Source organism: Puribacter membranae, from assembly GCF_055380425.1.
Genome location: NZ_AP040167.1, coordinates 1,651,574 through 1,676,591, shown reverse-complemented (window position 1 = coordinate 1,676,591; position 25,018 = coordinate 1,651,574). Strand labels below are relative to the sequence as shown.

The following is a 25,018-nucleotide window of genomic DNA, read 5'->3' as shown; positions in this document are numbered from 1 at the left end:
CACCTTGCAGTGGCTTTTTTTGAGTGGTCAGCCTCAGAATAAAGGCGGCTTGCCGCTGGAGCCGGATGGGAGGCGCACACCTGCATCGTTGGATGCATTGTTTGTATCCACATGAGGGCGCGTATTGAACGGTGTATTGGGGCGCTCATCCTTCGGCTCGGTTGGATCGGTGTCCGTTGATGAGTCTGCCGCGGCTTGGGTGGATTCGGCGGACTCAGCAGATTCGGCCAAGTTGGCAGAGCCTGCCGCGCCAACCAATACGGGCGTTGGCGATACAGCCGGTGAGGATTCGGTATTCGAATCTTGTGGTTGCGCCGCCGGTGTATTGGCATCGCTGTTGCCCGCGCCTGACTCGGCGTGTTTTGGCGGACGCGGCGGCAGGCCGGCCATGATGTCCTGTACCTGCTCACGATCAATGGTTTCCCATTCCATCAGAGCACTGGTCATGGCTTCTACCTTATCGCGATTCTCTTCGAGCAGGCGTCTGGCCAAGGCGTATTGTTCGTCCAAAATACGGCGAATTTCGGCATCGACACGTTGCTGAGTGTCTTCGGACACCGCGCGGTTGAAACTCATACCGCCCGGACCGTTTTCGTTGTCCACGTACACCATCGGCCCCAGCGCATCGGTCATGCCGAAGCGGGCGACCATGTCGCGTGCCAAGGCGGTGGCGCGTTCAAAGTCATTCGATGCGCCGGTGCTGCGCGCGTTTAGGAAAACTTCTTCCGCGGCGCGTCCGCCAAACAGGATGGTGATTTCGTCGAGAATATTGTGCGCGTATTTGGAGTATTTGTCGTACTCCGGCAATTGCCATGTCACGCCCAGCGCCCAACCGCGTGGCATGATGGTGACTTTGTGTACCGGATCGGCGTTAGGCAATAGTTCAGCGACCACGGCATGGCCGGATTCGTGATAGGCGGTGGCACGACGCTCTTCCTCACGCATGACGGTGGAGCGGCGCTCCGGCCCCATGAAGATTTTGTCTTTGGCGTCTTCAAAATCCTTCATTTCGACCAAACGCTTGTTGCGACGGGCGGCAAACAGCGCGGCCTCGTTGACCAAGTTGGCCAAATCCGCGCCAGAAAAGCCCGGTGTACCGCGTGCGATCACCGAGGCGTCAACGTCTTTGGCGACCGGTACTTTGCGCATGTGTACGTTCAAAATTTGCTCGCGGCCACGAATGTCCGGCAGGCCGACGTAGACTTGGCGGTCAAAACGACCCGGACGCAGCAAGGCTTTGTCCAGTACATCGGCGCGGTTGGTCGCAGCGATCACGATCACGCCGGAGTTGCCTTCAAAGCCGTCCATTTCCACCAACATTTGGTTCAATGTCTGTTCGCGTTCGTCATTACCACCGCCCGTGCCTGAGCCGCGATGGCGACCGACCGCGTCAATCTCATCGACGAACACGATACATGGCGCGTGTTTTTTGGCTTGGTCAAACATGTCGCGCACGCGCGATGCGCCCACGCCGACAAACATTTCGACGAAATCCGAGCCGGATACGCTGAAGAATGGCACGCGCGCTTCGCCCGCAATCGCTTTGGCGAGCAGCGTTTTACCTGTACCCGGCGGCCCGACCAGCAGGATGCCGTGTGGAATGTTGCCACCGAGCTTTTGGAATTTTTGCGGGTCTTTGAGGAAGTCGACAATTTCTTTCACTTCCTCTTTGGCCTCGTCACAGCCGGCAACGTCATTAAAATTGACGCTCTTCGCGCTGTCGTCTTGCAAGCGCGCTTTCGATTTGCCGACCGACATCACGCCGCTTTTACCGCCGTTCATCTGACGCATCATGAAGAACCACAGCCCAACCAGCAATAAAATTGGCAAGAGAGAGAACAACAGGTTTTGCCAGAAGCTTGTGCCTTCGACTTGGCGACCGGTCACTTTGACATTGTTGCTCAGCAGTGTGCCCACCAGCGCATCGTCGCTCGGCGCGACCAAGGTGAATTTCGCGCCTTCGTTTGGTGTGGCGGTCAGCTCATTGCCCTTAATTTCCACTTCTTTGATTTCGTGGGCTTTGACTTTGGTCATGAATTCACTATAGCTCACCTCGGGCATTTTGCCTTTGTTTGACTGCTCCACCTGACCAAAGGTGTACCACACCAGCATCAAACCCAGTGCCCAAAATAGCCAGCGCGTCCAAGCGTTGTTCTTCAAATTCTTACTCCTAAGCGATCAACTTCATCGCAGATATTATTTTTTAATCATCAATACAATGTAATAGCGAAGCATTGTAAGGCAAAATTCACATTCAATCATGCAGAAAAATCGACCTCTCGGTTTACCGCATCGCCGTTGTTACCTCTGTTACCCTTTCAATCCGCGCCCCAAAACATAGGTCTCCGCCGATTTGTCGCGCGAGGCCTTTGGCTTGCGGATGTGTACCTGTTTAAACATCGCGCGGAACTGCTTCACAATCGAGTCAAACGCGCCGCCGTGAAAGGTTTTAATCAGCAGCGCGCCATTCGGTTGCAAATGATTTTGCGCGAAATCCAAGGCCAGCTCCGAAATATGCTCAATGCGTGCCGCATCCACCGAAGCGATACCCGATAGATTGGGTGCCATGTCCGATAAAACAAGGTCTACGCGCGCATCGCCGACTAAATTTTGCAATTGCGTCAGTACCTCATCCTCACGAAAATCGCCGAGAATAAAGTCCACACCGGCAATCGGCTCCATTTCCAACAAATCCAGCGCAATGATGCGGCCATTCATCTGTCCCTGATGCGCCAGCTTTTCACGCACCACCTGCGACCAACTTCCGGGTGTGGAGCCTAAATCCACCACCACCATGCCGCTTTTAATCAAGTGATATTCATCATCGATTTCCTTGAGCTTATACGCCGCGCGCGCGCGATAACCATCCTTTTGTGCCATTTTCACATAAGGATCATTGATGTGGGCGTGTACCCAAGAGGGATTCGATTTATTTTTCTTCATAAAACCATGCGTTAGAGAAATTAGGGAAAATCATGAGCGGGTTGCAATTGCGCCATTTGTGCGACTTTGGCGATAAAAAACCGCCTAAACGGCGCAAATTCAGCGATAATGTTACCCGACGCGCCGCGTAGCACCTGCTGCGGCGTATTCGTATTTGCTTTAAGCGCTTGTGTTCACGACAATAACAATCACACAAACCGCACGCAACATCCATATATCGACATCGGAAGTAACCATGAGTATTTTAACCTTATCTTCAGCGCAGCGTTCGGCTTTACGCGCGCAAGCACACGAACTATCACCGTTGGTCATGATAGGTGACGCCGGATTGACCGAATCGGTCATGACTGAAATCGAGCGTACGCTGAATGCGCACACGCTCATCAAAATTCGCGTCTTCTCCGACGACAAAGAAACCCGCACCGCCTATGCGCAAGCCATTTGCGAAAAATTGAACTGCGCGCTGGTACAACACATCGGCAAACTGCTGGTGATCTACCGCCCCGAAAGCAGCGCGGCGAAAAAAACCACTTTGGCACAAAGTTTGGCCGGAGAAACCGGAACCAAGACCAAAGGCGCGGGCGTGCGTCGCGTCACCATCGTCAAACAAGAGGTTCCCCATCAGCGTCCGCGTGCCAAACAGGTTCTGGTCAAAGGCAACGAGCGCGTCACGCAAGGCGGCAATGTCAAACGCGCTAAGAAAAAAACCGTGAGTGCGAAAAAACGCATGGCTTAAGTGCGATTTAATTGCTTTTGAATAAAAATAGCGCATTGGAAAACAAAACCAATAAAAACAAAAACTTATCATACGCGTGGCAAAATCATCCCGATTACGCATGAGTTTTTTGTAAAAAATACACATCAAATTTAAAAATATGCTTGACAGAGTTTGGAATCAATCCTATAATTTCAATCTCTTGTAGCGCGGGAATAGCTCAGTTGGTAGAGCGCAACCTTGCCAAGGTTGAGGTCGCGAGTTCGAGCCTCGTTTCCCGCTCCAAGTTTTCAAAGGGAAGCAACGTAATACGTCCGCTTCCCTTTATTCTTACAGCAGTGCGTTTTAAAATCAGTTAAAATGCGAAGCGCATGCCAAGTCACATTGGCGGGGTAGCAAAATGGTTATGCAGCGGCTTGCAAAGCCGTCTACGCCGGTTCGATTCCGGCCCCCGCCTCCACAAATGTTGCCCGGGTGGTGAAATTGGTAGACACAGCGGACTTAAAATCCGCCGCTTACCTGAATAAGGGGCGTGCCGGTTCGATTCCGGCCCCGGGCACCACGCTGAGTTACCCAGCGACATTTAAGCAATAGACAAACCCGCAGAAACATTGAGTTGTGCGGGTTTTTTATTGGTGTTTGAGTGAGATATAAACAAAGCCCCGCCCATATACATGCGCGGGGCTTTTGTTTGGGTGGGCGGGTTAAATCATACGCCCGTGGTGAATCACCTGTGTAATTGTGCCGCTCAATTCGTAGCCGAGCCACGGTGTATTGAGGTGTCGGCCTTGGATGTACGATTCGTTAATGGTTTGATGCGTGCTGTCGTCGAAAATCACGAAGTTGGCGGCAGCGCCATTGACCCATTCAGGCGCATTCAAGCCCAAAACAGCGTATGGTTCGGCAACCACGGCACGCAAAGCGTGCGCCGCATCGGCGTGATTTTCTTGGGCAAAATGCAGCACGCTGTTGAGTAGCCATTGCACGCCGACTGCGCCTGCTTGCGTTTGGCCGACCGGCAGATGTTTCGCGTCGGCGTTGACGGCGGTGTGATCGGAGACGATGGCGTCAATCGTACCGTCCAAAACGGCCGTGCACAGAGCGGTGCGATCAGCGGCGGAGCGCAGCGGCGGGGTGAACACCATTTGGGCGTTGAAGTAGCCCATGTCGGAGTCGATCAGGTGTAGGTGGTGCATATTGACGTCGCAGGTGATGTTCAGTCCTTCGGTTTTGGCGGCGCGGATGAGTTCGACCGCGCGTGCGCTGGAGATGCGACAGATGTGGACTTTCGGTGCGTTTTTACCCATGCCGCGTAATAATTCAAATAGGGTGAACAGGGCGATGGATTCGGCGGCAACCGGTACGCCGGATAACCCTAAACGCGAAGCGTAGGCGCCGGATGCGGCGAAGCCGCCACCTAAAAAGCTGTCGTTGGCGCGCAGCCAAACCGGTAGGCCAAAACTGGCGGCGTAGGCGAGCGCGCGTTGCAATACCTGTGTGTTGCGAATTGGTTCATCGGCTTGGCTGAGTGCGATGCAGCCGTGCTCCACCAGTGTGGCCATTTCGGCCAGTTGTTCGCCTTTGAGTTCTTGCGTGAGCGCGCCGAGCGGGTAGATTTCGGCTAAATCGAGCGATTCGGCTTGGCGTTTGATTTGCGTGACCAAACGTGGCTCGTCCAGAATCGGGTTGGCGTCAGGCAGGCAGGCGACGTGGGCGACGCCGCCGCGCAATGCGGCATGGAGTACGTCGGCCATGACGTCGTTGCGGTTGCCGCCTTTCTCGCTCAGACGCACGGCCAAATCGGCCAGCGCGAAGCTCATCAGCCGGTGCTGCGCGTCAATGTGCTCGGCCTGTTCGGGAAAGTCGGCAGGTTTTTGGTCGACGCCGACGATGTGTCCGTTCAGCACGTAGACGGTGGAGCTGTGCGCATCGGTGTGCGCTTGTGTGCCGGCGGTGTGTATCAATCGGGCGTTTTCAATGATCAATGCGGTGTGTGCTGCGGTGCTCATGCTTTGCCTCCTGCTAAAATCGCCATTACGGCCATGCGTATCGCTATGCCGAAGCTCACTTGCGGCAGTATCACGGCTTGCGGTCCGTCGGCGACGTCAGAGGCGATTTCGACGCCACGATTGATCGGACCGGGGTGCATGACGATGCAGTCGGGCCGGGCGAGTTTGAGTTTGTCTTGCGACAGGCCGTAGTGTTTGAAGTATTCGGCCTCAGAAGGCAGTAATGCGCCGTGCATCCGTTCGCGTTGCAGGCGCAGCATGATGACCACGTCTACGTCGCGCAGGCCTTCGTTCATGTCATGGTAAACGTGCGCGCCCATTTCGCGCAGTCCGCTTGGGAGCAAGGTTTGCGGGCCGATCACACGCACTTCGGGCACGCCGAGTGTGGTCAGCGCGTGGATGTTGGAGCGCGCGACGCGCGAGTGCAGGATGTCGCCGACAATCGCAACGCGCAGTTGCGTGAAATCTTTTTTGTAGTGGCGGATGGTGTACATGTCGAGCAGGCCCTGCGTCGGGTGCGAATGGCGACCGTCGCCGGCGTTGATGATGTGGATGTCTTTGCGCCCGAGTTGGTTCAGGTGCTCGGCCATGAGGTAGGGGGCGCCGCTTTGGTTGTGACGCACGACAAACATGTCGGCGTGCATTGCCGCGAGATTGTCCATGGTGTCGAGCAGCGTTTCGCCTTTGCTGGTGGAGGAGGCTTCGATGTTCAGATTGATTACGTCGGCGGATAGGCGTTTGGCCGCGATTTCAAAGGTGGTGCGGGTGCGCGTTGAGTTCTCGAAAAAAATATTGAATACCGATTTGCCGCGCAACAGGGGTACTTTTTTCACATCGCGGTCGTTCAGTGAGAGGAATGACTCGGCGGTGTCGAGTATGTGGGTGAGCATGTCGCGTGACAGCCCTTCGAGGCTGAGTAGGTGTTGCAGCTGCCCGTCGCTGGTCATCTGCGGATTGCGCGCGTTGCGTAAATCAGCCCACGGTACGGGGCGTGGGCTGATGGAATTGTGAGCGGTCATAAAAGCTCCTTGGATGGTTCGGTTGGGTCAATTCGTCGGGGAATGCGGAAGCAGAATCGGCTGGATGCGTCGCGTTCCAACACCAGCTTGTACGCCGGGTCGAATTCGCCTGCGCCGCCCATGATTTGAGCGGCGATCGGCAGTTGGCGTCCGCCGCGATCGTACAATACCGCGAGTAAAACGTTTGCCGGACGGCCGAATTCAAATAACTCGTTGAGTGCGCCGCGCACGCTGCGGCCGCTGTTCAAAATATCGTCGCACAGCACCACCACGCGGTTTTCGATGTCAAAGGGAATGTGCGTGGTCTTGATGTTCGCGCTAATGCCTTTGGTGGCGTAATCGTCGCGGTAAAAAGAAATATCCAGCGTGCCGAATGGCTCGATCAGTCCGAGGTCGTGGTGCAAACGTTCGGCCAGCCATGCGCCGCCCCGATGGATGCCGATCAGCGCAGGGGGCTGTGCGGCGCGACTAAACAGCTCGTGCAATTGTTTGAACAATTGACCATACAGATGCTCTGCGTCGGGTATGTGGGAGTTGGGCGCGTCGAAATCGGAGAGATGGGACATGGCAAACACCGTAAAAGAGGGATTGCTCGCTATTCTATCCGATTGGTTTGATTTTTGGGCTAAAAATGCAGTGTACGGCAGGTGCGATTGGGCGGTTTAATGTGTCAACTCATCCAAATACTGCTGCAATATCACCGCCGCTGCGCGGTCGTCCTGCGTCACAGCACGGGTTTGGCCGCGTGCATTTTGTCGGGTTTGGTTGGGCAAAACCGCGGAGGAGTAACGCTCATCCACCCAATGAATGGGCAGCGACACCGCTTGCGACAGTTGCGCGTGAAAATCCATACAAGCCTGCGTCATGGTGTGCGCCGTGCCGTCCGGGTGGCGCGGCAGACCGAGCACCAAGGCGTTGGCCTGCCATTCTTGAATCAGGCGTTGCAGGCGCGCAAGCACGCTCGGAAAGTCGGTGTTGGGGATGATTTCCAGCGGCTCGGCGTGCTGCGTCAGGGTGTTGCCGACGGCGACGCCAATGCGTTTTAAACCGTAATCAATACCAATGAGGGTTTGCGCCGTATTCATCACGCGTGTCCGGCGGTATCGCTGATCATGGTTTCGTTGATGCCCAGCAGGCGCATGGCTTGGCTGTATTTCTCACTCGGCAGGGTCTCAAACAGCACATGTTCGTCCGCCGGAACGGTCAGCCACGCATTGCGTGCCAACTCTGCTTCCAATTGCCCGGCGCTCCAGCCTGCATAGCCCAAGGCCAGCAGCATATGCTTGGGCCCTTGTCCCTGCGCCCAATCTTCCAAAATGTCGCGTGAGCTGGTCAAGCCGAGGCGCTCGCTGATGCGCACGGTGGATGTGTACTGCTGAAACGGCGCGTGCAGAACGAAACCGCGCTCGGTTTGTACCGGCCCGCCGAGCAATACTGCTTGATCGGCGCGGTTTGAGGGCGCGTAGTGAATGTCGCTGTCCTCGGCGGCTAATTTGTTCAAAATTTCTGAAACCTTGACGTCGGCGGTGCGGTTGACGATCAAGCCCAGCGCGCCGTTGGCCGAATGCTCACAAAGATACACCACCGTGCGCTCAAAGGTGTCGCCTGATAGGTTTGGCATGGCGATCAGAAACTGACCGGCCAGATTCAGGGTGTGTGCGGTGCTGTTGCTGCTGGATGTACCGGAGGTATTGGTTTTGCTCATGGCTTTATTGTAACGCGTTGCGGCGGTGTATTGTAGATCAATGATTTTTTACTGGGTTGATTGTTTATATCGAGGCAGCGTGGCAAAAATCAAGGCGTTGGTGTCTTGTTGAGTCATTCTAGGAATTTTGTGCGCCTCATGAAAACGGTTTCCGATATGTGAGGGGGCGTGTGTTTGATGCAAAAAATATTTTTCTTAAATGCTTACTTTTACAACCTATCGTAGCGCCTTGTTTTTAATAAGAAAATTTTTCATGAATTTTTGAGAAAAAGTGTGCTAACCCATTGTCTTTATTGAGGAAAACGACATTTGGCTTGACTGAATGGATGCCATGCCGTAAAGTTGTGAAAAACGTGGTAAAAAGTGTCTATTAGTGGGAAAAAATAGAAATTCTCCTTCGATTTAGACCCAAAGTACCATCAAACAAGCAAAAGGGTTCAACGTGTATATCGGTAATTCTCCTCTTACGCTGGATGCCAAAGGTCGGATGATGATTCCGGCTAAGCACCGTGACGCGCTCATGGCTGAGTGTGAGGGTCAATTGTACATTACGCGCAGCCCTGAGGGGTGCTTGCTGCTGCTGCCTTTGCCGGTTTGGGAAAAAATGGCGGCGCAGATCGTCACTTGGCCATCGGCCTTGAGCGTTTGGCGACGGATTTACTTTTCCAACGCCGAGCCGGTCACTTGGGACGGCGCAGGGCGTATTTTGATTCCGCCGGCTTTGCGCGCCAAAGCCCAATTGGACAAAAACGTCGAGCTGCTGGGTAATGGCTCGCATTTTGAAATCTGGAATGCGCAGTTGAGCGAGCAAATCGAGGATGAAAAACTGGCAGGTGAAAAGCCAGAAATCATCCAAAACTTCACTTTCTGACGAGTATGGATACGCCAACGCACATCACCGTTTTACTCAATGAGGCGGTGGACGCTTTAGCTATTCAGGCCGACGGAGTGTATGTCGATGGGACGTTTGGGCGAGGCGGTCATTCGCGCTTGATCCTGTCGCAGTTGGGTAAAAAGGGTCAGTTGTGGGTGTTTGACAAAGACCCGCGCGCGATTCAAACAGCGCAGGAATTGGCTAAAAATGATGCGCGCGTGCATGTGGTGCATGACAGTTTTAAAACCATGTCGGCGCATTTGTCGGCACAGAGCGTGGATGGGATTTTGTTGGACTTGGGCGTGAGCTCGCCGCAGATTGACGAAGCTAAAAGGGGTTTTAGCTTTCGTCAAGACGGGCCGCTGGACATGCGCATGGACAACACACGCGGGCTGACAGCGACGCAGTGGCTGAGCAGTGTGGATGAGGCGGAGCTGGCGCGCGTGATTCGCGATTATGGCGAAGAGCGCTTTGCCAAGCCGATTGCCAAGGCGATTGTCGCACGGCGTGCGCAACAGCCGTTCACAACCACGCTGGATTTGGCGAATGTGGTGGCAGGGCAGGTTCGCAAGTTTGAAAAAGGCCAGCATCCGGCGACGCGTACGTTTCAGGCGATTCGGATTGCAGTCAATGACGAGTTGGGCGATTTGGATGCGGCATTAACGGCGATGTTGGCATTGCTTAAGCCAAAGGGACGGATGGCGGTGATTAGCTTTCATTCGCTCGAGGATCGGCCTGTAAAGCGTTTCATCGCGCAGCACAGCCGACATTCGCAGGATTGGGCGCGTTTGCCGTTGACCGATGCGCAGTTGCCGAGTTTGCCGCTGCGTGATCTGGGCAAGCAAAAGCCCAGTGAGCAAGAAATTTTGAGCAATCCGCGCGCGCGTTCGGCGATTTTGCGTGTGGCGGAAAAAGCAGAAACAATGAATAGGTAACACCTGCGGGTGATTTGAGTAAAAGGTTGAATATTAATGTATAGCTGGCGCAGTTCCATCGTCCTGTTGAGCGCAGTCATTGTGATGGCAATGATGGTGATCAACGTGCGCCATCAGTCCCGCGTGCTCAATACGCAGCTCGAGCAAGCGCGTGCGTATGAGCAACAATTGCAGATTGAATGGAGCACGCGCCAGGTTCAGCAGGTTTCAGCCGCGAAGAACGACAAAATCGCCGAAGTGGTCAGTCGTCAGGATATGCAGCGGGTTGATCCGAGCGTGACCTACTATATGACACCGAAAACCAGTGCGGCTGATGCGGGTACTACCGCTACGGCATCTACTGCACCTGCTGCAACGACTGCGGGAGCCAAGCCATGAACTGGTCATCCAATGCCCCCGCAAAAAATAACAAAAATAGCTTTCCTTTGGAAGCGTGGCGCTCAACCCTGATGTTGGCGGTGTTGACCTTTGCGCTGGCGTCATTGGCGTTATGGGCGATTAAGGTTCAATTGCTGGACAACGAGTTTTTGCAGGGCAAGGGCGAAGCGCGCTACTCGCGTTTGCTCGAAATCCCCGCGCCGCGCGGTAAGATTTATGATCGCAACGGTGTGGTTTTGGCTTCAAACATTCCTGCGCGCGCCATCTGGGTGATTCCCGAAGAGGTCAAAATGACTTCGGCGCAGGAAAACCAGCTCTCCAAATTATTGGAAATCAGCGTCGCCGAGATTCGGAAAAAAGTGGCGCGGGATGATAAACGCTTTGTCTATCTGCGACGGCAAGTGCCGCAAGAAATCGCCGATCAGATCAAAGAGATGAAAATCCCCGGCGTTTACAGTCAAAAAGAAGTCAAACGAGATTATCCGCAAGCTGCGGTTTTTGCGCATTTAACGGGCTTTACCAATATCGAAGGCGAAGGCCAAGAGGGCTTGGAAGCCGTTTACGACAAAGAAATCCAAGGTCAACCCGGCGCGCGCAAAGTGCTGCGCGACCGTCTGGGCAATGTGATTGAGGACGAAGGCGTGATGACCGAGGCGCATCCGGGCAAGGATGTGTATCTGTCTTTGGACGCGCGTGTGCAATACATCGTGCATACTGCGCTGCGCGAAGCGGTGGATCATCACCGTGCGAAAAGCGCCTCTGCGATGGTGATTGATACGCGCACTGGTGAGATTTTGGCTTTGTCCAACTACCCTTCGTACGACCCGAATTTGCGCAAAAACATGGATCGGGACTTGATTCGTAACCGCGCCGTGACCGATATTTTTGAGCCAGGCTCAACGCTCAAGCCGTTTTCTGTCGCACTCGCGCTGGAAAAAGGCAAAGTCAAGCCGCAAACGATGATTGCCACCGGTGGCGGCAAAATGACCATTGGCGATGCGACCATCAGCGACTCGCACGCCAACGGTACGTTGACAGTGCAGCAAGTGATTCAAAAATCTTCAAATATTGGTACGAGCAAAATCGCCTTCATGCTTGAGCCTAAAGAGATGTGGGATAGTTTCACGGTGTTGGGCTTTGGCAAACCATACAAAATTGGTTTTCCTGGCGTGGCTGCCGGTTTGGTACGTCCTTACAAAAATTGGCAACCGATTGAGCAAGCCACCATGTCCTACGGTCACGGGATTGCCATTTCACTGTTGCAGTTAACGCACGCTTACACCGTGTTTGCACGTGATGGCGAAATCATCGATTTGACTTTGATCAAGCGCGACAACCCAGATCCGGTGCCCGGTCAGCGGATTTTCTCCGCGCAAACCGCCAAAGAAATGCGCACCATGATGCACATGGCGACCGAGCCGGGTGGTACGGCGCCGCGCGCACAGGTCATCGGCTACACCGTCGCGGGTAAAACCGGCACGGCTTATAAAGTCGAGGGCAATGGCTACAACAAAAATAAATACGTTGCGACCTTTGCCGGTCTCGCGCCAGTGGGCGAGCCGCGCATTGTCGTGGCGGTGATGGTGGATGATCCGACGGCGAACGGCCACTACGGTGGTGTGGTCGCCGCGCCGATTTTCAGCCAAATTGTGTCGGAAACCTTGCGTACTTTGTCGGTCACACCGGACGCGCCGTATAAAACCTCGATCAATCAAGACGGCGGCATCGAGGAGGCCATGTAATGAAAACCCAAACCATGAATACCCGAGCCAATCAACTCAGCGCACTGCAAGCGACCGTACTAACACAGGTTTTATCGGCCTTGGGCAGCTATGCACAGCAGAAAAAACACCTGTCCAGCGACAGTCGCAAGATCGAGTCGGGTGATGCCTTCGTTGCCTACCCGTTTGATCCGCTCTCACCGAACAGCGACAAACACGACGGACGCACTTATGTGGACGCGGCGGTGCAAAACGGCGCAGGCGCCGTGCTGTGGCAAGAAGGCAAAACCATGCCGCCGCTCACGATTCCGGCGCGCGTCGTACCGCAGCTCAATATTTTAGCGGGGCACATTGCCCACAGCTACTATGGCAAGCCATCGGACACCATGCGCATGATCGCAATCACCGGCACCAATGGCAAAACCTCCAGCGCGCAATGGCTCGCTCAGATTTTGGCCAAACACCATCTGCCGTGCGGCATTATGGGCACGCTGGGTGTTGGTTTCCCTGATGCGATGCAGGAAACCGGCTTCACCACGCCGCCTGCGATTGAAGTACACCGCTACCTCGCCGACATGCGCACACAAGGCGCTAAAGCCATGGCGATGGAAGTGTCCTCGCACGCTTTGGAACAAGGGCGTGTGAATGGCGTTGCGTATGAAATTGCGCTGTTTACCAATCTGTCGCGCGACCATTTGGACTACCACGGCGATATGGCGAGCTACGAAGCCGCCAAAGCGCGTCTGTTCACATGGAGTACGCTCAAAACCGCAGTCATCAATACCGATGACGAAGCAGGCCTGCGCTATGCGCAAATCGCCGAGCAATGCGGTGTGACTGTGATTGGCTACGGCTTGAACCCGCAGCCCAATGGCGTGAAACATTATTTACAAGCCAGCGAGATCGATCAATCCGGCGCATTGACCCAATTCACCTTGAATGTCGATGGTATGACGCATCGCGTTCGTTCGCGTTTGGTTGGCGAGTTCAATGTCATGAATACGCTCGGCGTGTTGGGCGTGTGCATGGGCTTGGGCTTGAATGTCGCTGAATGTGTGGCCGATTGCGCCGATATTGCGGCAGCACCTGGACGCATGCAGCGTTTTGGTGGTGACGGTCAGCCGCTGGTCGTGGTCGATTTTGCGCACACACCGGATGCCTTGGAAAAAACTTTGACCGCGCTGCTGCCGATTGCCCATCAACGTGGTGGCCAGTTGACCTGTGTTTTTGGCTGCGGTGGTGATCGCGACCCGGGCAAGCGGCCGCAAATGGGCGCAATTGCGCAGAAAATTGCCGACCGCGTCGTCGTGACCTCGGACAATCCGCGCACCGAAGACCCCGATCAGATCGTGCGCGATATCTTGGCGGGCATGACGCAGAACGAGCAGGTACGCGCTGAAGTGCATCGACCGAGCGCGATCAATCGTACGGTGGAGCAGGCCGCGGTATCCGATGTGATTTTGATCGCAGGCAAAGGACACGAGCCGTACCAAGACGTGCAGGGCGTGAAGCATCCGTATTCGGATTTGGTGCAGGCCGAGCAGGCGCTGGCTTTGTGGCAAACAATGGCGACCAATCAAACGGTAAGCGAAACAACGGATAACAACGACATTGCCGTTACCTCTGAAGGCAGCGCTGAAGACACTATGGGTTCTTGCGAAATCAACGGACAAACGGTTTCCTTCAAGCGTGTTTCGATTGACACGCGCACCATGCAGCCGACCGATTTATTGATTGCGCTTAAAGGCGAGCGTTTCGATGCACACGACTTTTTGCCGAAATTACAGCCGGGGCAAGTCGCCGCAGTGTTGGCCGAGCGTGTGCCGGAAGGCTTTGCGATTCCGCACATCGTGGTGGACAACACGCATCAGGCCTTGCAGGATTTGGCGAAAAGCTGGCGCTCACAGTTTGACGTGCCAGTGGCTGTGGTGACGGGCAGCAACGGCAAAACCACGGTGAAAGAAATGCTGTCCGCAATCATGCGTGCGGCATTTGACGACGCCTATTTGGCCACGCGCGGCAATCTGAACAATGATATTGGCTTGCCGCTGACCTTGTTGGAAATGAAAAAAACCCACCGTGCGGCGGTGATTGAATTGGGTATGAATCATCCGGGCGAGACCGCGCAATTGGCACCGGTCGTTGCGCCGACCGTGGCAGTCATCAACAATGCCCAACGCGAGCACCAAGAATTCATGCAAACCGTCGAAGCCGTTGCCTACGAGCACGCCGATGTGATTGACAGCGTGACGGATGGCGGAGCGGTGGTCTTCCCTGCTGATGATACCTACGCGGCGATCTGGCGCGAGCGCGCACAGGCGCGTGGTGTTGCGACACATGAATTTAGCCTGAATCCGGCGGCGCACGCGGCGTATAGCGCGCGCTACGAATTGGGCCTGTACGCCTCGACCGTGCAGTTGATCACGCCGATGGGGCAATGCACCACGCAGATCAATATTCCGGGCGTGCACAATGTTCACAACGCTTTGGCAGCGTGTGCCGCCGCCACCGCGATGGGTGTGCCGCTGGACGCGGTCGCCAAAGGGCTGGCGAATTTCGTACCGGCCAAAGGTCGTTTGCAAACGCACCGCTTGCCTGCTTTGGGCGAGAGCGTGATTTTGATTGATGATACGTATAACGCGAATCCCGATTCGGTGTTGGCGGCGATTGACGTGTTGGCCAATGCAGCGGGGCGCAAAATTTTGGTACTCGGCGATATGGGTGAAGTCGGTGATGATGGCGATGCTTTTCACGCGGAGATTGGTGCGCATGCGGCGCAATGCGGCGTGAATGTGCTGCTGGCAACCGGTGAGATGATGCGTCAGGCGACGCAGGCGTTTGGCGTTGGTGCGCAGCATTTTAACGATGTGACGGCGATGGCCGATGTGGTGCGCGCGCACATTCAAGGCGGCGCGAACACCATTTTGGTCAAAGGTTCGCGCTTTATGGGCATGGAACGCGTGGTGGATGCACTGCTCGAAATGAATCAAGCGCAGGCGGCTCAGGCAAGCGGCGTACCGGAAACAACAGAACAATAAAGTTTGAAAAGGAACACACATGCTACTGGAATTGGCCAAATGGCTCTCACAATTGTCACCGGAACTGCGCTTTTTCGCTGTGTTCAATTATCTGACTTTGCGTGCATTGCTGGCGATGGGCACGGCCTTGATTATTGGTTGGGTGGCAGGGCCGCGCGTGATTCGTCGTCTGGCGGAGATGAAATTTGGTCAAGCGGTGCGTACCGACGGGCCGCAAACGCATTTGGTCAAGCAGGGTACACCGACCATGGGCGGTGTCTTGATTTTGATCGCGATTGGTATTTCTGTGCTGTTGTGGGCGGATTTGTCCAACCGCTTTATCTGGATTTTGATGCTGGTGACCATGGGCTTTGGCTGGGTCGGTTGGGCGGATGATTACCGCAAAATCGTGAACCGCGACCCGAACGGTATGCCCAGCCGCGAAAAATATATGTGGCAAACCATCATCGGCGTGATTGCGGCGGTGGGTTTGGCGTTTTCGGTATCTGCGGGTTCGGAGCTGCAAACCTTCGGTCTGTTTTGGGAATGGCTCAAAAGCGGTATGACCATGCCGCTGCCGAACAAAGCTGACTTGATCGTGCCGTTTTTCAAAACCGTGAGTATGCCGCTGGGCGTATTCGGCTTCATGATTTTGTCCTACTTCGTGATTGTGGGTACGAGTAATGCGGTCAACCTGACCGACGGCTTGGATGGCTTGGCGATTATGCCGACCGTGATGGTGGGTGTGGCGCTGGGAATTTTTGCCTATGTGGAAGGCAACTTCAATTACTCGCGTTATCTGCTCCTGCCGCACATCAAAGGCGCGGGCGAAGTGCTGGTGTTCTGCGCGGCGATGGCGGGTGCAGGTTTGGCCTTTTTGTGGTTCAACGCGTATCCGGCGCAGGTATTTATGGGCGACGTGGGTGCGTTGGCGCTCGGCGGTGCGCTGGGTACGATCGCCGTGATTGTGCGTCAGGAATTGGTGCTGTTCATCATGGGCGGTGTATTCGTGGTGGAAACGTTGTCGGTGGCCTTGCAGGTGGTTTATTTCAAGTACACCAAAAAACGCTATGGCGTGGGTAAACGAATTTTATTGATGGCGCCGCTGCACCATCACTTTGAACAAAAAGGTTGGCGCGAAACGCAAGTCGTGGTGCGCTTTTGGATTATCACCATGATGTTGGTGCTGATCGGTTTGGCCAGTTTGAAACTTCGTTAATTGAATGTGGGATATCAGGCAATGACACAAAAGCAGTTGGTGATCGGTTTGGGTGAGTCGGGCGTAGCGATGGTGCGCTACGCGACGCGTTCGTCCACGCCTGTGTCTGTGTACGACTCGCGCCAATCACCGGCGGCTTTGCCTGCATTCACGCAACGCTATCCCGATGTGACCGTGCATTGCGGTGATTTTTCAGCAGACTATTTGGATGGCGTGAGCGAAGTGCTGCTCAGTCCGGGCTTGAGTCCGCACGCCGAGCCGCTCAAAACGATTATTGAGCAGGCGAATGCGCGTGGTATCGCGGTATTGGGTGAATTGGCGGTGTTTAGCCGCGCATTGAGCGAGTTGCACGCGCATAACGGCTATAACGGTTACAAGCCGAAAGTATTGGCGGTGACTGGCACCAATGGCAAAACCACCGTGACCTCATTGACCCGTCATCTGTGTGAGGCGGCAGGTGTGAGCGTGCTGGCGGCGGGCAATATCAGTCCGTCGATGTTGGATGCGCTGTGTGGTGCACTGGAGCAGGATGCGCTGCCGCAGGTGTGGGTGCTGGAGTTGTCCAGCTTCCAATTGCAATTTGCGCAAAGCAATGCCATCGGCTTTAACCCAGATGCGGCGACAGTGCTGAATCTGTCGCAAGATCATTTGGATTGGCATGTCGATATGGTGGAATACACGCAGGCCAAAGCGCAGGTTTTCGGTGCGGACACCGTGCAGGTGCTCAACCGTGATGATGCCGCCGTGAATGCGATGGCCAAGCCAAATTCGCGCGTGCTGAGTTTTGGCGTGAGCGTGCCGACTGCCGTGGGTCAATATGGTCTGTGGCGCGAAGGCAACCACAGCGCGGCGACGATGGAATGGCTCAGTGTGGCAGTGGCGGATGAGAGCGGCGTTGAGAAGAAAAAACGCGGTCAGGCGGAAGTCGTCGCACCGATTAGCGTGCAACGCTTGATGCCAACCGATGCCCTGCGCATTCGCGGTCGTCACAATGCGATGAATGCCTTGGCCGCGCTGGCACTGTGCCGCGCGATTGATTTGCCGCTGGCGAAATTGCTGCACGGTCTGCGCGATTATGTGGGCGAGCCGCACCGCGTGCAGTGGATTCAAAACGTGAATGGCGTGGATTTTTACGACGATTCCAAAGGAACGAATGTCGGCGCGACGTTGGCGGCGATTGAAGGATTGGGGCAGCCGATTGTATTGATCGCAGGAGGCGACGGCAAAGGGCAGGATTTCACGCCGATGACGGATGCGGTGAAAGCGCATGTGCGCTTCGTGTGTTTGATTGGTAAAGACGCCGATACCATCGCGCAGGCATGGCAAGGCACCGGCGTGGCGATGCAATCATTCGATACGCTCGAGTCCGCCACGCTGCATGCGGCGCAGAACGCGCAGAGCGGTCAGGCGGTGTTGTTGTCACCGGCGTGTGCGAGCTTGGATATGTTTAAAAATTACGCACACCGCGCTGAGGTGTTTGTCAGCACGGTGCGCGAATGGGCGCAAGATTGCGGTCAGATATAAACCGATACGGTAAAAGTAAACAACTACTTTACCGTGATTTAAGACTGATTCATTTTATTTGAGTGTAGGGATAACGGGCATTATGCGAATATTGGATGTGTTGGGCTTGGAGCGACGAGCAGAGCAAAGGAATGACGGCTATGAACGCCGCGTTCGCCGTTTGCGCGCGCAGGCTTGGCAAGAGGTTGATCCGGTGCTGCTGTGGATTCCGATTTTGTTGATGTTTTTCGGTTTGATTATGGTGTATTCGGCCAGTATCGCTTTGCCGGATTCGCCGAAGTTTCACAATTATTCGCGCTACCACTTTTTTATTCGGCATGGTTTGAGCTTGACGGTGGGCTTTAGCGTGGCGATTTTTGCATTCAACGTCAGCAGTGACAATTGGCAAAAACTCGCGCCGGTGATGTTTTTGATCGCGCTGTTTTTATTGATTATCGTGCTGATTCCGCATGTGGGTTTGCGTGTGAATGGTGCGCGGCGCTGGTTGCCTTTGGGCTTTATGAATTTTCAGCCGTCCGAGATGATGAAATTGGCGGCGTGTATTTATGTGGCGGATTATTGCGTGCGCAAAAACCAAGATCTGCGCGTGTTCAACAAAGGCGTGTTGCCGATGATCGTGGTGCTTGGCTTGGTGTCGATTCTGTTGCTGTTGGAGCCGGACATGGGCGCGTTGATGGTGATCGCGGTGATTACCATGGGTGTGATTTTCTTGGGCGGTGTGAATTTTAAAGTGTTCGGCGCCTTGTTTGCCAGCATGGTGGCTGCGTTTGCAGCGCTGGTGATCGTGACGCCGTGGCGTGCGAGACGGATTTTTGCATATTTGGATCCTTGGAAAGATGAGAACGCGCAAAACGGCGCGTATCAGTTGACCCAGTCCTTGATCGCCTTTGGCCGTGGTGAGTTGTGGGGACAAGGTTTGGGCAGCTCAGTGCAAAAAATGTTTTATCTGCCCGAAGCGCATACCGATTTTATTATGGCGGTGGTCGGCGAAGAGTTCGGCTTGCTCGGCGTTTGGGTGGTGATTTTGGCGTTTGTGGTGTTGGTACGACGAATTTTTATGGTGGCACGCGAGTCCATGGCGTTTGAGCGCAATTTTCAAGCGCTGGCCACGCAAGGCGTGGGTATTTGGCTGGGTGTGCAAGGATTTATCAATATGGGTGTGAATATGGGGATGTTGCCGACCAAGGGTCTGACTTTGCCGTTTATCAGCTATGGTGGCAGTGCTTTGCTGTTCAACTGCTTGGCGATGGCGTTTGTTTTGCGTGTGGACTATGAAAACCGCCGCTTGAAACGTGGAGAACCGGTATGAGTAACACGAATAAAACACAACGACCTCGGACCGTTTTGATTATGGCCGGTGGCACCGGTGGTCACATCATGCCGGGGCTGGCGGTGGCGCAGGCTTTGGTAGATGCGGGGCACAAAGTGTCATGGCTCGGTGGTGCGGCGGATTCGATGGAGGCGCGTCTCGTGCCGAAATACGGCTATGAATTTAATAGTGTGGATTTCAGCGGTGTGCGCGGCAAGGGTGTGAAAACTTTGGCTCTGGCGCCATTTCGCCTACTCAAAGCGATTGTACAGACGCGCAAAGTGTTGCAAAAAGTGCGTCCGCATGTGGTGCTCGGCATGGGCGGTTACATCACCGTGCCGGGTGGCTTGACCGCGAAATTAACCGGTATTCCGATTGTGTTGCATGAGCAAAACTCCATCGCGGGTATGTCGAATAAATTGTTGGCCAAGATGGCGGCTCGCGTACTGACCGGTTTTCCAAACGTGTTTGAGGATGGCGAATGGGTTGGTAATCCGGTGAAAAGCGTGATTGCTGATTTGCCCGCACCGCAAGAACGTTTTGCCACGCGCTCAGGCGCATTGAAATTGGCGGTGATCGGCGGCAGCTTGGGCGCGCAGGCTTTGAACGAAAATGTGCCGAAAGCACTGGCGTTGTTGAGTGACAACGAGCGTCCCGAAGTGGTGCATCAGGCGGGTGAAAAGTTGATTGATGCGCTGCGTCGCAATTATCAAGAGGCTGGTGTACAGGCGCAATGCGTGCCGTTCGTGGACGATATGGCGGCTTTGTACGCTGATTCGGACGTGTTGATTTGCCGCGCGGGCGCGATGACGGTATCCGAATTGGCCGCGGCGGGCGTGGCGAGCATCATGGTGCCGTTTCCGGCGGCGGTCGATGACCACCAAACCTCGAACGCACAATTATTGGTGGATGCGGGTGCGGGGCAATTGTTGCCGCAAACGCAATTGACACCGGCGCATTTGGCGGAGCTGTTGCGCGGTTTGAACCGCGAACAACTGAGCCAACAAGCGGCGAATGCACGCACGGTGGCCAAGCCGAATGCAACGGCGGATGTGGCCAAAGTGTGTTTGCAGGTCGCCGGTGTGCGGGATTTATAAAATTTGAACTGAAAGCAAAAAATGAAACATAACATCAAAAACATTCATTTTGTCGGCATTGGTGGCGCGGGTATGAGCGGCATCGCCGAGGTGCTTTTGAATTTGGGCTATCGGGTGTCCGGCTCGGACGCGGTTGAGAGTGCGAATGTGAAACGCCTGCGCAGTCTGGGTGCGACGGTGTACCTGGGGCACGCGGCAGAGAATGTGCAAAACAGCAATGTATTGGTGGTGTCCACCGCGATTTCTGAGGACAACCCTGAATTGGTCGCGGCGCGTGAACGCAAGATTCCGATCGTGCCGCGTGCGGTGATGTTGGCAGAGTTGATGCGTTTTCGTCATGGGGTCGGCATTGCCGGCACGCATGGCAAAACCACCACGACCTCCTTGGTTGCCAGTGTGATGGGTGAGGGCGGTTTGGATCCGACCTTCGTGATCGGTGGCAAATTGACCAGCGCGGGCGTGAATGCGCGTTTGGGGCAAGGTGACTACATCGTGGCTGAAGCGGATGAATCCGATGCGTCGTTCCTGCATTTGTCGGTGGTGATTGCGGTGATTACCAATATTGACCAAGACCACATGGACACCTATGGGCACGACTTTAACAAACTGAAAGACGCGTTTGTGGCGTTTACCCGCAGCATTCCGTTCTACGGCGCGGCGGTGGTGTGTATTGATGATGCGAATGTGCGCGAAATCGTACCGAATTTACAAAAAACGGTGATTACCTATGGCTTGAGCGAGGACGCACAGGTGCGCGCGTATGACGTGGTTGATGCGCACGGCAAAATGCGCTTCAAAGTCAGCCGCACGGGCTTTGGCGAAGAGTTGCCGGTGTTGGATGTGACGCTGAATTTGCCGGGTTTACACAATGTGCGCAACGCGCTCGCGGCGATCGCTGTCGGTACCGAGGTGGATGTGGATGACGCGGCGATTTTGAAAGCTTTAGCGGAGTTCAATGGCGTGGGTCGTCGTTTTCAGCGCTACGGTCAGGTGAAAGTACCTGAGCAACGAGGCGGTGGTGAGTTCACCCTGATTGACGACTACGGTCATCATCCGGTGGAAATGGCGGCGACCTTGAGCGCGGCGCGTGGTGCGTTTCCGAATCAGCGCATCGTGCTGGCATTCCAGCCGCACCGCTACACCCGCACGCGCGACTGCTTTGAGGATTTTGTGCGTGTGCTCTCGGGCGCGGATGGCGTGCTGTTGAGTGAAGTGTATTCGGCAGGCGAACCGGCGATTGTTGCGGCGGATGGTCGTGCATTGACACGCGCTTTGCGTGTCGCGGGTAAGGTCGAGCCGATATTTGTTGAGCAGGTGGCGCAGATGCCGCAGGCGATTGCCGACTATGTGCAGAACGGTGACATCGTAATTACCATGGGTGCAGGTTCGATCGGTGGTGTGGCGGCAAAAGTCGTGGAATTATTGGGTCAGGCGTGAGATTGGGGACATGATGAATATCGACGTGAAACAACTGGGCAAAGTAGCGGTGCTGTACGGCGGGATTTCCGCCGAGCGCGAAGTGTCGATCAAATCGGGCACGATGGTGCACGCGGCGCTGGTGAAACAGGGCGTGGACGCGCATTTGTTCGATACCAAAGAGCGTGAGCTGTTTGACCTGAAACGTGAAGGTTTTGACCGTGCGTTCATTATTTTGCATGGTCGCTTTGGCGAAGATGGCACGGTGCAAGGCGCGCTGGAATTGCTCGGCATTCCGTACACCGGCAGTGGGGTGTTAGCCAGCAGCTTGGCGATGGACAAGGTACGCACCAAGCAAATTTGGTTGCAACACGGTTTGCAAACGCCGAAATACGTGGTGCTTGCGCGTGGCGAACAGGTGGACACGGACGCGATTGTGGCGCAACTGGGTTTGCCGCTGTTTGTCAAACCGCCACTCGAAGGTTCTACTGTCGGCGCGGGCAAAGTTTCTACTGCCGATCAACTGCAGGCCGCGTGTGAATTGGCATGGCGCTACGACACGCACGCTTTGATTGAGCAATGCATTGAAGGACGCGAAGTGACCTGCGCGATATTGGGTTCGAGCAGCGGCGCGCATGCCTTGCCACTGGTGGAGATCAAAGCGCCGAATGGCAACTACGATTTTGAACACAAATATTTATCGAACGATACACAGTACGTGTGTCCGGCAGAGCTACCGGATGCTTTGACGCAGCGCATTCAAAGCATGTTTGTACAGGCGTACCGCGCATTGGGTTGTGCGGGCTGGGGACGTGGGGAAGTATTGATTCGTGACAGCGACCAAGAGCCGTTTTTGTTGGAAATGAATACCGCTCCTGGCATGACCGATCACTCGCTGGTGCCGATGGCGGCGCGTGCGACAGGTATGAGTTACGAAGATTTGGTTTTGACGATTTTGGCCGATGCGCGCCTGCATGTGCAGCGCACGCCTGAGCGGAATAAATAAACAAGGTAGTTTGGTATGCAAGCGTTTTGGGACGATCTCGATTTGATGCAAGCAGTCACCCGCATGATGGTGTGGGCGGCCTGTGCCTTGCTGTTCGTCGCAGGCGTGGGCTGGCTGTTGCAGCGTCCGTACTTTTCGATCAATCAGTTTCGTTTTGTCGGCGATGTGCAGCAGTTGGATCAAAAGCAAACGCATGATCTGATTCAGAGTAATTTGGATCACGGTTTGGCCGGTGGTTTTTTCTCGATGAATTTGTACCAAGTGCAGGACAGCTTGCAACAAATTTCTTGGGTTAAAAGCACCTCGATTCGCCGAGTATGGCCGCATGAAATCGAGGTCAGTATTGCGGCGCATCAGCCGCTGGCGATTTGGAAAGACCGCTATCTCAGCCCCGAGGGGCAGTTGTTCCACGCACAGGTAGATGAGGCGCAGCGCGCCAAACTGGTGGAAACTGAGGGGCCGGACGAGGCGGCCAATTTGATGGCGCAAGAGTTGCCTTTGTTTCAGCAGTGGTTGGCGCCTTTGGGGTGGACAGTGAAAAAAGTCAGCCTGTCACAACGTTATAGCTGGCAGGTGACATTGAGCAATGGCTTGGTGATTGAAATGGGACGTGCGGACACGCCGACGGCGATTGAAGAGCGGGTACAGCGCTTGATCAAATCGGGTGATTTTGTGAAAGACAACATCGGGGAGGCAGGCGGCTACATTGACCTGCGCTACCCCAACGGATTTGCGATGCGTTCCGAAAAATTGCATCGTGTGAATACAGAGACGATGATTAACACAGGTGGAAAACTATGAGCGAACCGACTAAAGATTTAATTGTGGCGTTGGACATTGGTACATCAAAAGTGGTGGCCATGATTGCCGAAGTTTTGCCGAACAATGGATTCAATGTCATCGGCATCGGCCACCACCCGTCGCGTGGTATGAAGCGCGGCATGGTGGTGAATATCGAAGAAACGATTCAAACCATTCAGTATGCGATTAAGGAAGCGGAACTGCGCGCAGGCTTCACCGTGCGCAGCGTGTGCACCGGTATCGCGGGCAGCCATATTCACAGCTTCAACTCCAGCGGCATGGTCGCGGTGAAAGACACCGAAATCACGCAAAACGATATCGAGCGCGTGCTCGACACCGCGCGTGCGGTCAGCATTCCGGCGGATCAACAGATTTTGCACGTCTTGCCACAAGAGTACAAAGTCAATGACCAAGACGGTATTCGCACGCCGATCGGCATGACCGGCATGCGCTTGGAAGTGAAAGTACACATCATCACCGGCTCGGTGTCTGCGGCGCAAAACATCGTTAAATGCATCCGTCGCTGTGGCTTGGAAGTGTCCGACTTGCGTTTGCAGCCTTTGGCCTCCAGCACCGCGACTTTGACCCAAGACGAGCAAGACATCGGCGTGGCATTGGTGGACATCGGTGGCGGTACGACCGACATCGCGGTGTTCGTTGATGGCGCGATTCGCCACACGGCGGTGATTCCGATTGCGGGCGATCAAGTGACCAACGATATTGCGATGGCCCTGCGCACGCCGACCGCCGAAGCGGAGGAATTGAAACTGCGCTACGGCGTGGCCAAGCAAGGCATGGTGCCGTCCGAGAGCGTGGTTGAGATTCCGGGTGTGGGCGATCGCGTGGCGCGTCGTGTGAAACGTCAATCGTTGGCCGCTGTGATTGAGCCGCGCTTGGAAGAGTTATTCGTACTGGTACAACGCAATTTGCAAGAAGCCGGCTTTGAACACCTGATCGCCTCGGGCGTGGTATTGACCGGTGGTACCAGCTTGTTGCCGGGCGTGACCGAGTTGGCCGAAGAAGTATTTATGAAGCCGGTGCGCATTGCCCAGCCAATGTACGACGGCAATTTGGCCGATATCGTATGCAACCCGCGCTACTCAACGGTAGTGGGTTTGCTGATGTCGGCGCGTGAAAAGCGTGGCGAAGTCGAAGCACGTTTGAGCGATCACCGTGGTGGTGGCGTTTCGCGCAAAAAAGCAGCGGAAAAATCATCAGCGAACGATGGTACGAAGCGTTCGATTTTGAAAGTCATGCGCGATTGGTTCGTCAAAACATTCTGACGATCACTTGCGATGGGTTTAGTTTTAAGTAGTTTTAATTGTGTATC

21 protein-coding genes, 3 tRNA genes and 1 pseudogene are annotated in these 25,018 nt (G+C 54.9%); 18 read left to right on the top strand and 7 right to left on the bottom strand.

Features of this window, described 5'->3' with window-relative positions:
* Positions 1 to 33: 33 nt before the first annotated feature.
* A complete protein-coding gene (ftsH, locus tag ACZ41M_RS08080) occupies positions 34 to 2,160 on the bottom strand; it encodes an ATP-dependent zinc metalloprotease FtsH (protein WP_464731653.1) in 2,127 nt (708 codons plus the stop codon).
* A gap of 150 nt (positions 2,161 to 2,310) precedes the next feature.
* Positions 2,311 to 2,943 (bottom strand): RlmE family RNA methyltransferase, encoded by a 633-nt coding sequence (locus tag ACZ41M_RS08075; RefSeq protein ID WP_464731654.1) that lies wholly within the window; start codon positions 2,941 to 2,943, stop codon positions 2,311 to 2,313.
* 235 nt (positions 2,944 to 3,178) lie between these two features.
* Here ACZ41M_RS08075 and ACZ41M_RS08070 point away from each other — a divergent pair, with 235 nt between their 5' ends.
* The 4 genes from ACZ41M_RS08070 to ACZ41M_RS08055 all read left to right on the top strand — a co-directional run bounded on the left by ACZ41M_RS08070 (position 3,179) and on the right by ACZ41M_RS08055 (position 4,220).
* Positions 3,179 to 3,679, top strand: a complete 501-nt coding sequence (locus ACZ41M_RS08070; protein WP_464731655.1) for a YhbY family RNA-binding protein — start codon at positions 3,179 to 3,181, stop codon at positions 3,677 to 3,679.
* Positions 3,680 to 3,867: 188 nt separating this feature from the next.
* Positions 3,868 to 3,943 (top strand) — tRNA-Gly (locus ACZ41M_RS08065).
* A 101-nt stretch (positions 3,944 to 4,044) separates the two neighbouring features.
* Positions 4,045 to 4,118: transfer RNA gene (locus ACZ41M_RS08060), tRNA-Cys, on the top strand.
* 8 nt (positions 4,119 to 4,126) lie between these two features.
* Positions 4,127 to 4,220, top strand: a tRNA-Leu gene (locus tag ACZ41M_RS08055).
* A 142-nt stretch (positions 4,221 to 4,362) separates the two neighbouring features.
* Here the strand turns inward: ACZ41M_RS08055 and ACZ41M_RS08050 are convergent.
* From ACZ41M_RS08050 to ACZ41M_RS08030, 5 genes are all read right to left on the bottom strand, one after another.
* Positions 4,363 to 5,667, bottom strand: a complete 1,305-nt coding sequence (locus ACZ41M_RS08050) for a dihydroorotase (RefSeq protein ID WP_464731656.1) — start codon at positions 5,665 to 5,667, stop codon at positions 4,363 to 4,365.
* The gene (locus tag ACZ41M_RS08045) at positions 5,664 to 6,686 is read right to left on the bottom strand and encodes an aspartate carbamoyltransferase catalytic subunit (RefSeq protein WP_464731657.1); all 1,023 of its coding nucleotides are present in this window, start codon (positions 6,684 to 6,686) and stop codon (positions 5,664 to 5,666) included. Before ACZ41M_RS08045 ends, ACZ41M_RS08050 begins: the two co-directional genes overlap by 4 nt.
* On the bottom strand, positions 6,683 to 7,252 hold the full coding sequence (pyrR, locus tag ACZ41M_RS08040) for a bifunctional pyr operon transcriptional regulator/uracil phosphoribosyltransferase PyrR (RefSeq protein ID WP_464731658.1): 570 nt from the start codon (positions 7,250 to 7,252) through the stop codon (positions 6,683 to 6,685). The genes ACZ41M_RS08045 and pyrR overlap by 4 nt, the downstream gene beginning before the upstream one ends.
* 96 nt (positions 7,253 to 7,348) lie before the next feature.
* The gene (ruvX, locus tag ACZ41M_RS08035; protein WP_464731659.1) at positions 7,349 to 7,771 is read right to left on the bottom strand and encodes a Holliday junction resolvase RuvX; all 423 of its coding nucleotides are present in this window, start codon (positions 7,769 to 7,771) and stop codon (positions 7,349 to 7,351) included.
* Positions 7,771 to 8,391, bottom strand: a complete 621-nt coding sequence (locus tag ACZ41M_RS08030) for a YqgE/AlgH family protein (protein ID WP_464731660.1) — start codon at positions 8,389 to 8,391, stop codon at positions 7,771 to 7,773. Before ACZ41M_RS08030 ends, ruvX begins: the two co-directional genes overlap by 1 nt.
* A 442-nt stretch (positions 8,392 to 8,833) precedes the next feature.
* Here ACZ41M_RS08030 and ACZ41M_RS08025 point away from each other — a divergent pair, with 442 nt between their 5' ends.
* The 14 genes and pseudogenes from ACZ41M_RS08025 to ftsA all read left to right on the top strand — a co-directional run bounded on the left by ACZ41M_RS08025 (position 8,834) and on the right by ftsA (position 24,971).
* Positions 8,834 to 9,262 carry a division/cell wall cluster transcriptional repressor MraZ gene (locus ACZ41M_RS08025; RefSeq protein ID WP_464731661.1) on the top strand — a complete coding sequence of 143 codons (429 nt, stop codon included), beginning with the start codon at positions 8,834 to 8,836 and terminating at the stop codon, positions 9,260 to 9,262.
* 5 nt (positions 9,263 to 9,267) lie between these two features.
* Positions 9,268 to 10,200: a 16S rRNA (cytosine(1402)-N(4))-methyltransferase RsmH gene (gene rsmH, locus ACZ41M_RS08020; protein ID WP_464731662.1), complete on the top strand. Its 933-nt coding sequence runs from the start codon at positions 9,268 to 9,270 to the stop codon at positions 10,198 to 10,200.
* 36 nt (positions 10,201 to 10,236) lie between these two features.
* Positions 10,237 to 10,578 carry a cell division protein FtsL gene (gene ftsL / locus ACZ41M_RS08015; RefSeq protein ID WP_464731663.1) on the top strand — a complete coding sequence of 114 codons (342 nt, stop codon included), beginning with the start codon at positions 10,237 to 10,239 and terminating at the stop codon, positions 10,576 to 10,578.
* The gene (locus ACZ41M_RS08010) at positions 10,575 to 12,320 is read left to right on the top strand and encodes a peptidoglycan D,D-transpeptidase FtsI family protein (protein WP_464731664.1); all 1,746 of its coding nucleotides are present in this window, start codon (positions 10,575 to 10,577) and stop codon (positions 12,318 to 12,320) included. The genes ftsL and ACZ41M_RS08010 overlap by 4 nt, the downstream gene beginning before the upstream one ends.
* Positions 12,320 to 13,837: pseudogene (locus ACZ41M_RS08005) on the top strand (UDP-N-acetylmuramoyl-L-alanyl-D-glutamate--2,6-diaminopimelate ligase); the annotation flags it as partial. The gene ACZ41M_RS08010 and the pseudogene ACZ41M_RS08005, both read left to right, overlap by 1 nt.
* Positions 13,838 to 13,909: 72 nt before the next feature.
* Positions 13,910 to 15,337: a UDP-N-acetylmuramoyl-tripeptide--D-alanyl-D-alanine ligase gene (locus ACZ41M_RS08000; protein ID WP_464732175.1), complete on the top strand. Its 1,428-nt coding sequence runs from the start codon at positions 13,910 to 13,912 to the stop codon at positions 15,335 to 15,337.
* 31 nt (positions 15,338 to 15,368) lie between these two features.
* A complete protein-coding gene (mraY, locus tag ACZ41M_RS07995) occupies positions 15,369 to 16,535 on the top strand; it encodes a phospho-N-acetylmuramoyl-pentapeptide-transferase (protein WP_464732176.1) in 1,167 nt (388 codons plus the stop codon).
* Between the two features lie 21 nt (positions 16,536 to 16,556).
* Entirely contained in the window at positions 16,557 to 18,059 is a 1,503-nt protein-coding gene (gene murD / locus ACZ41M_RS07990; protein ID WP_464731665.1) for a UDP-N-acetylmuramoyl-L-alanine--D-glutamate ligase, read from the top strand.
* An 82-nt stretch (positions 18,060 to 18,141) separates the two neighbouring features.
* The gene (gene ftsW, locus ACZ41M_RS07985) at positions 18,142 to 19,368 is read left to right on the top strand and encodes a putative lipid II flippase FtsW (protein ID WP_464731666.1); all 1,227 of its coding nucleotides are present in this window, start codon (positions 18,142 to 18,144) and stop codon (positions 19,366 to 19,368) included.
* Complete coding sequence (murG, locus tag ACZ41M_RS07980; protein WP_464731667.1) at positions 19,365 to 20,465, top strand: undecaprenyldiphospho-muramoylpentapeptide beta-N-acetylglucosaminyltransferase; 1,101 nt, start codon at positions 19,365 to 19,367, stop codon at positions 20,463 to 20,465. The genes ftsW and murG overlap by 4 nt, the downstream gene beginning before the upstream one ends.
* A 21-nt stretch (positions 20,466 to 20,486) precedes the next feature.
* The gene (gene murC / locus ACZ41M_RS07975) at positions 20,487 to 21,902 is read left to right on the top strand and encodes a UDP-N-acetylmuramate--L-alanine ligase (RefSeq protein WP_464731668.1); all 1,416 of its coding nucleotides are present in this window, start codon (positions 20,487 to 20,489) and stop codon (positions 21,900 to 21,902) included.
* 10 nt (positions 21,903 to 21,912) lie between these two features.
* Positions 21,913 to 22,887 carry a D-alanine--D-alanine ligase gene (locus ACZ41M_RS07970; RefSeq protein ID WP_464731669.1) on the top strand — a complete coding sequence of 325 codons (975 nt, stop codon included), beginning with the start codon at positions 21,913 to 21,915 and terminating at the stop codon, positions 22,885 to 22,887.
* Positions 22,888 to 22,902: 15 nt separating this feature from the next.
* Positions 22,903 to 23,688: a cell division protein FtsQ/DivIB gene (locus ACZ41M_RS07965; RefSeq protein ID WP_464731670.1), complete on the top strand. Its 786-nt coding sequence runs from the start codon at positions 22,903 to 22,905 to the stop codon at positions 23,686 to 23,688.
* Positions 23,685 to 24,971, top strand: coding sequence for a cell division protein FtsA (gene ftsA / locus ACZ41M_RS07960; protein WP_464731671.1), 1,287 nt, complete (start codon positions 23,685 to 23,687; stop codon positions 24,969 to 24,971). The genes ACZ41M_RS07965 and ftsA overlap by 4 nt, the downstream gene beginning before the upstream one ends.
* Positions 24,972 to 25,018 lie beyond the last annotated feature (47 nt).

What these genes read in the sequence shown, in the direction of transcription:
- ACZ41M_RS08070 (WP_464731655.1), top strand. Translation starts at nt 3,179, where the DNA reads ATGAGTATTTTAACCTTATCTTCAGCGCAGCGTTCGGCTTTACGCGCG.
- ACZ41M_RS08075 (WP_464731654.1), bottom strand. Translation starts at nt 2,943, where the DNA reads ATGAAGAAAAATAAATCGAATCCCTCTTGGGTACACGCCCACATCAAT.
- ruvX (WP_464731659.1), bottom strand. Translation starts at nt 7,771, where the DNA reads ATGAATACGGCGCAAACCCTCATTGGTATTGATTACGGTTTAAAACGC.
- ACZ41M_RS08010 (WP_464731664.1), top strand. Translation starts at nt 10,575, where the DNA reads ATGAACTGGTCATCCAATGCCCCCGCAAAAAATAACAAAAATAGCTTT.
- murC (WP_464731668.1), top strand. Translation starts at nt 20,487, where the DNA reads ATGAAACATAACATCAAAAACATTCATTTTGTCGGCATTGGTGGCGCG.
- ftsW (WP_464731666.1), top strand. Translation starts at nt 18,142, where the DNA reads ATGCGAATATTGGATGTGTTGGGCTTGGAGCGACGAGCAGAGCAAAGG.
- ftsL (WP_464731663.1), top strand. Translation starts at nt 10,237, where the DNA reads ATGTATAGCTGGCGCAGTTCCATCGTCCTGTTGAGCGCAGTCATTGTG.
- ACZ41M_RS07970 (WP_464731669.1), top strand. Translation starts at nt 21,913, where the DNA reads ATGATGAATATCGACGTGAAACAACTGGGCAAAGTAGCGGTGCTGTAC.
- rsmH (WP_464731662.1), top strand. Translation starts at nt 9,268, where the DNA reads ATGGATACGCCAACGCACATCACCGTTTTACTCAATGAGGCGGTGGAC.
- ftsA (WP_464731671.1), top strand. Translation starts at nt 23,685, where the DNA reads ATGAGCGAACCGACTAAAGATTTAATTGTGGCGTTGGACATTGGTACA.
- ACZ41M_RS08050 (WP_464731656.1), bottom strand. Translation starts at nt 5,667, where the DNA reads ATGAGCACCGCAGCACACACCGCATTGATCATTGAAAACGCCCGATTG.
- murG (WP_464731667.1), top strand. Translation starts at nt 19,365, where the DNA reads ATGAGTAACACGAATAAAACACAACGACCTCGGACCGTTTTGATTATG.
- ACZ41M_RS08030 (WP_464731660.1), bottom strand. Translation starts at nt 8,391, where the DNA reads ATGAGCAAAACCAATACCTCCGGTACATCCAGCAGCAACAGCACCGCA.
- ACZ41M_RS07965 (WP_464731670.1), top strand. Translation starts at nt 22,903, where the DNA reads ATGCAAGCGTTTTGGGACGATCTCGATTTGATGCAAGCAGTCACCCGC.
- pyrR (WP_464731658.1), bottom strand. Translation starts at nt 7,252, where the DNA reads ATGTCCCATCTCTCCGATTTCGACGCGCCCAACTCCCACATACCCGAC.
- ACZ41M_RS08045 (WP_464731657.1), bottom strand. Translation starts at nt 6,686, where the DNA reads ATGACCGCTCACAATTCCATCAGCCCACGCCCCGTACCGTGGGCTGAT.
- murD (WP_464731665.1), top strand. Translation starts at nt 16,557, where the DNA reads ATGACACAAAAGCAGTTGGTGATCGGTTTGGGTGAGTCGGGCGTAGCG.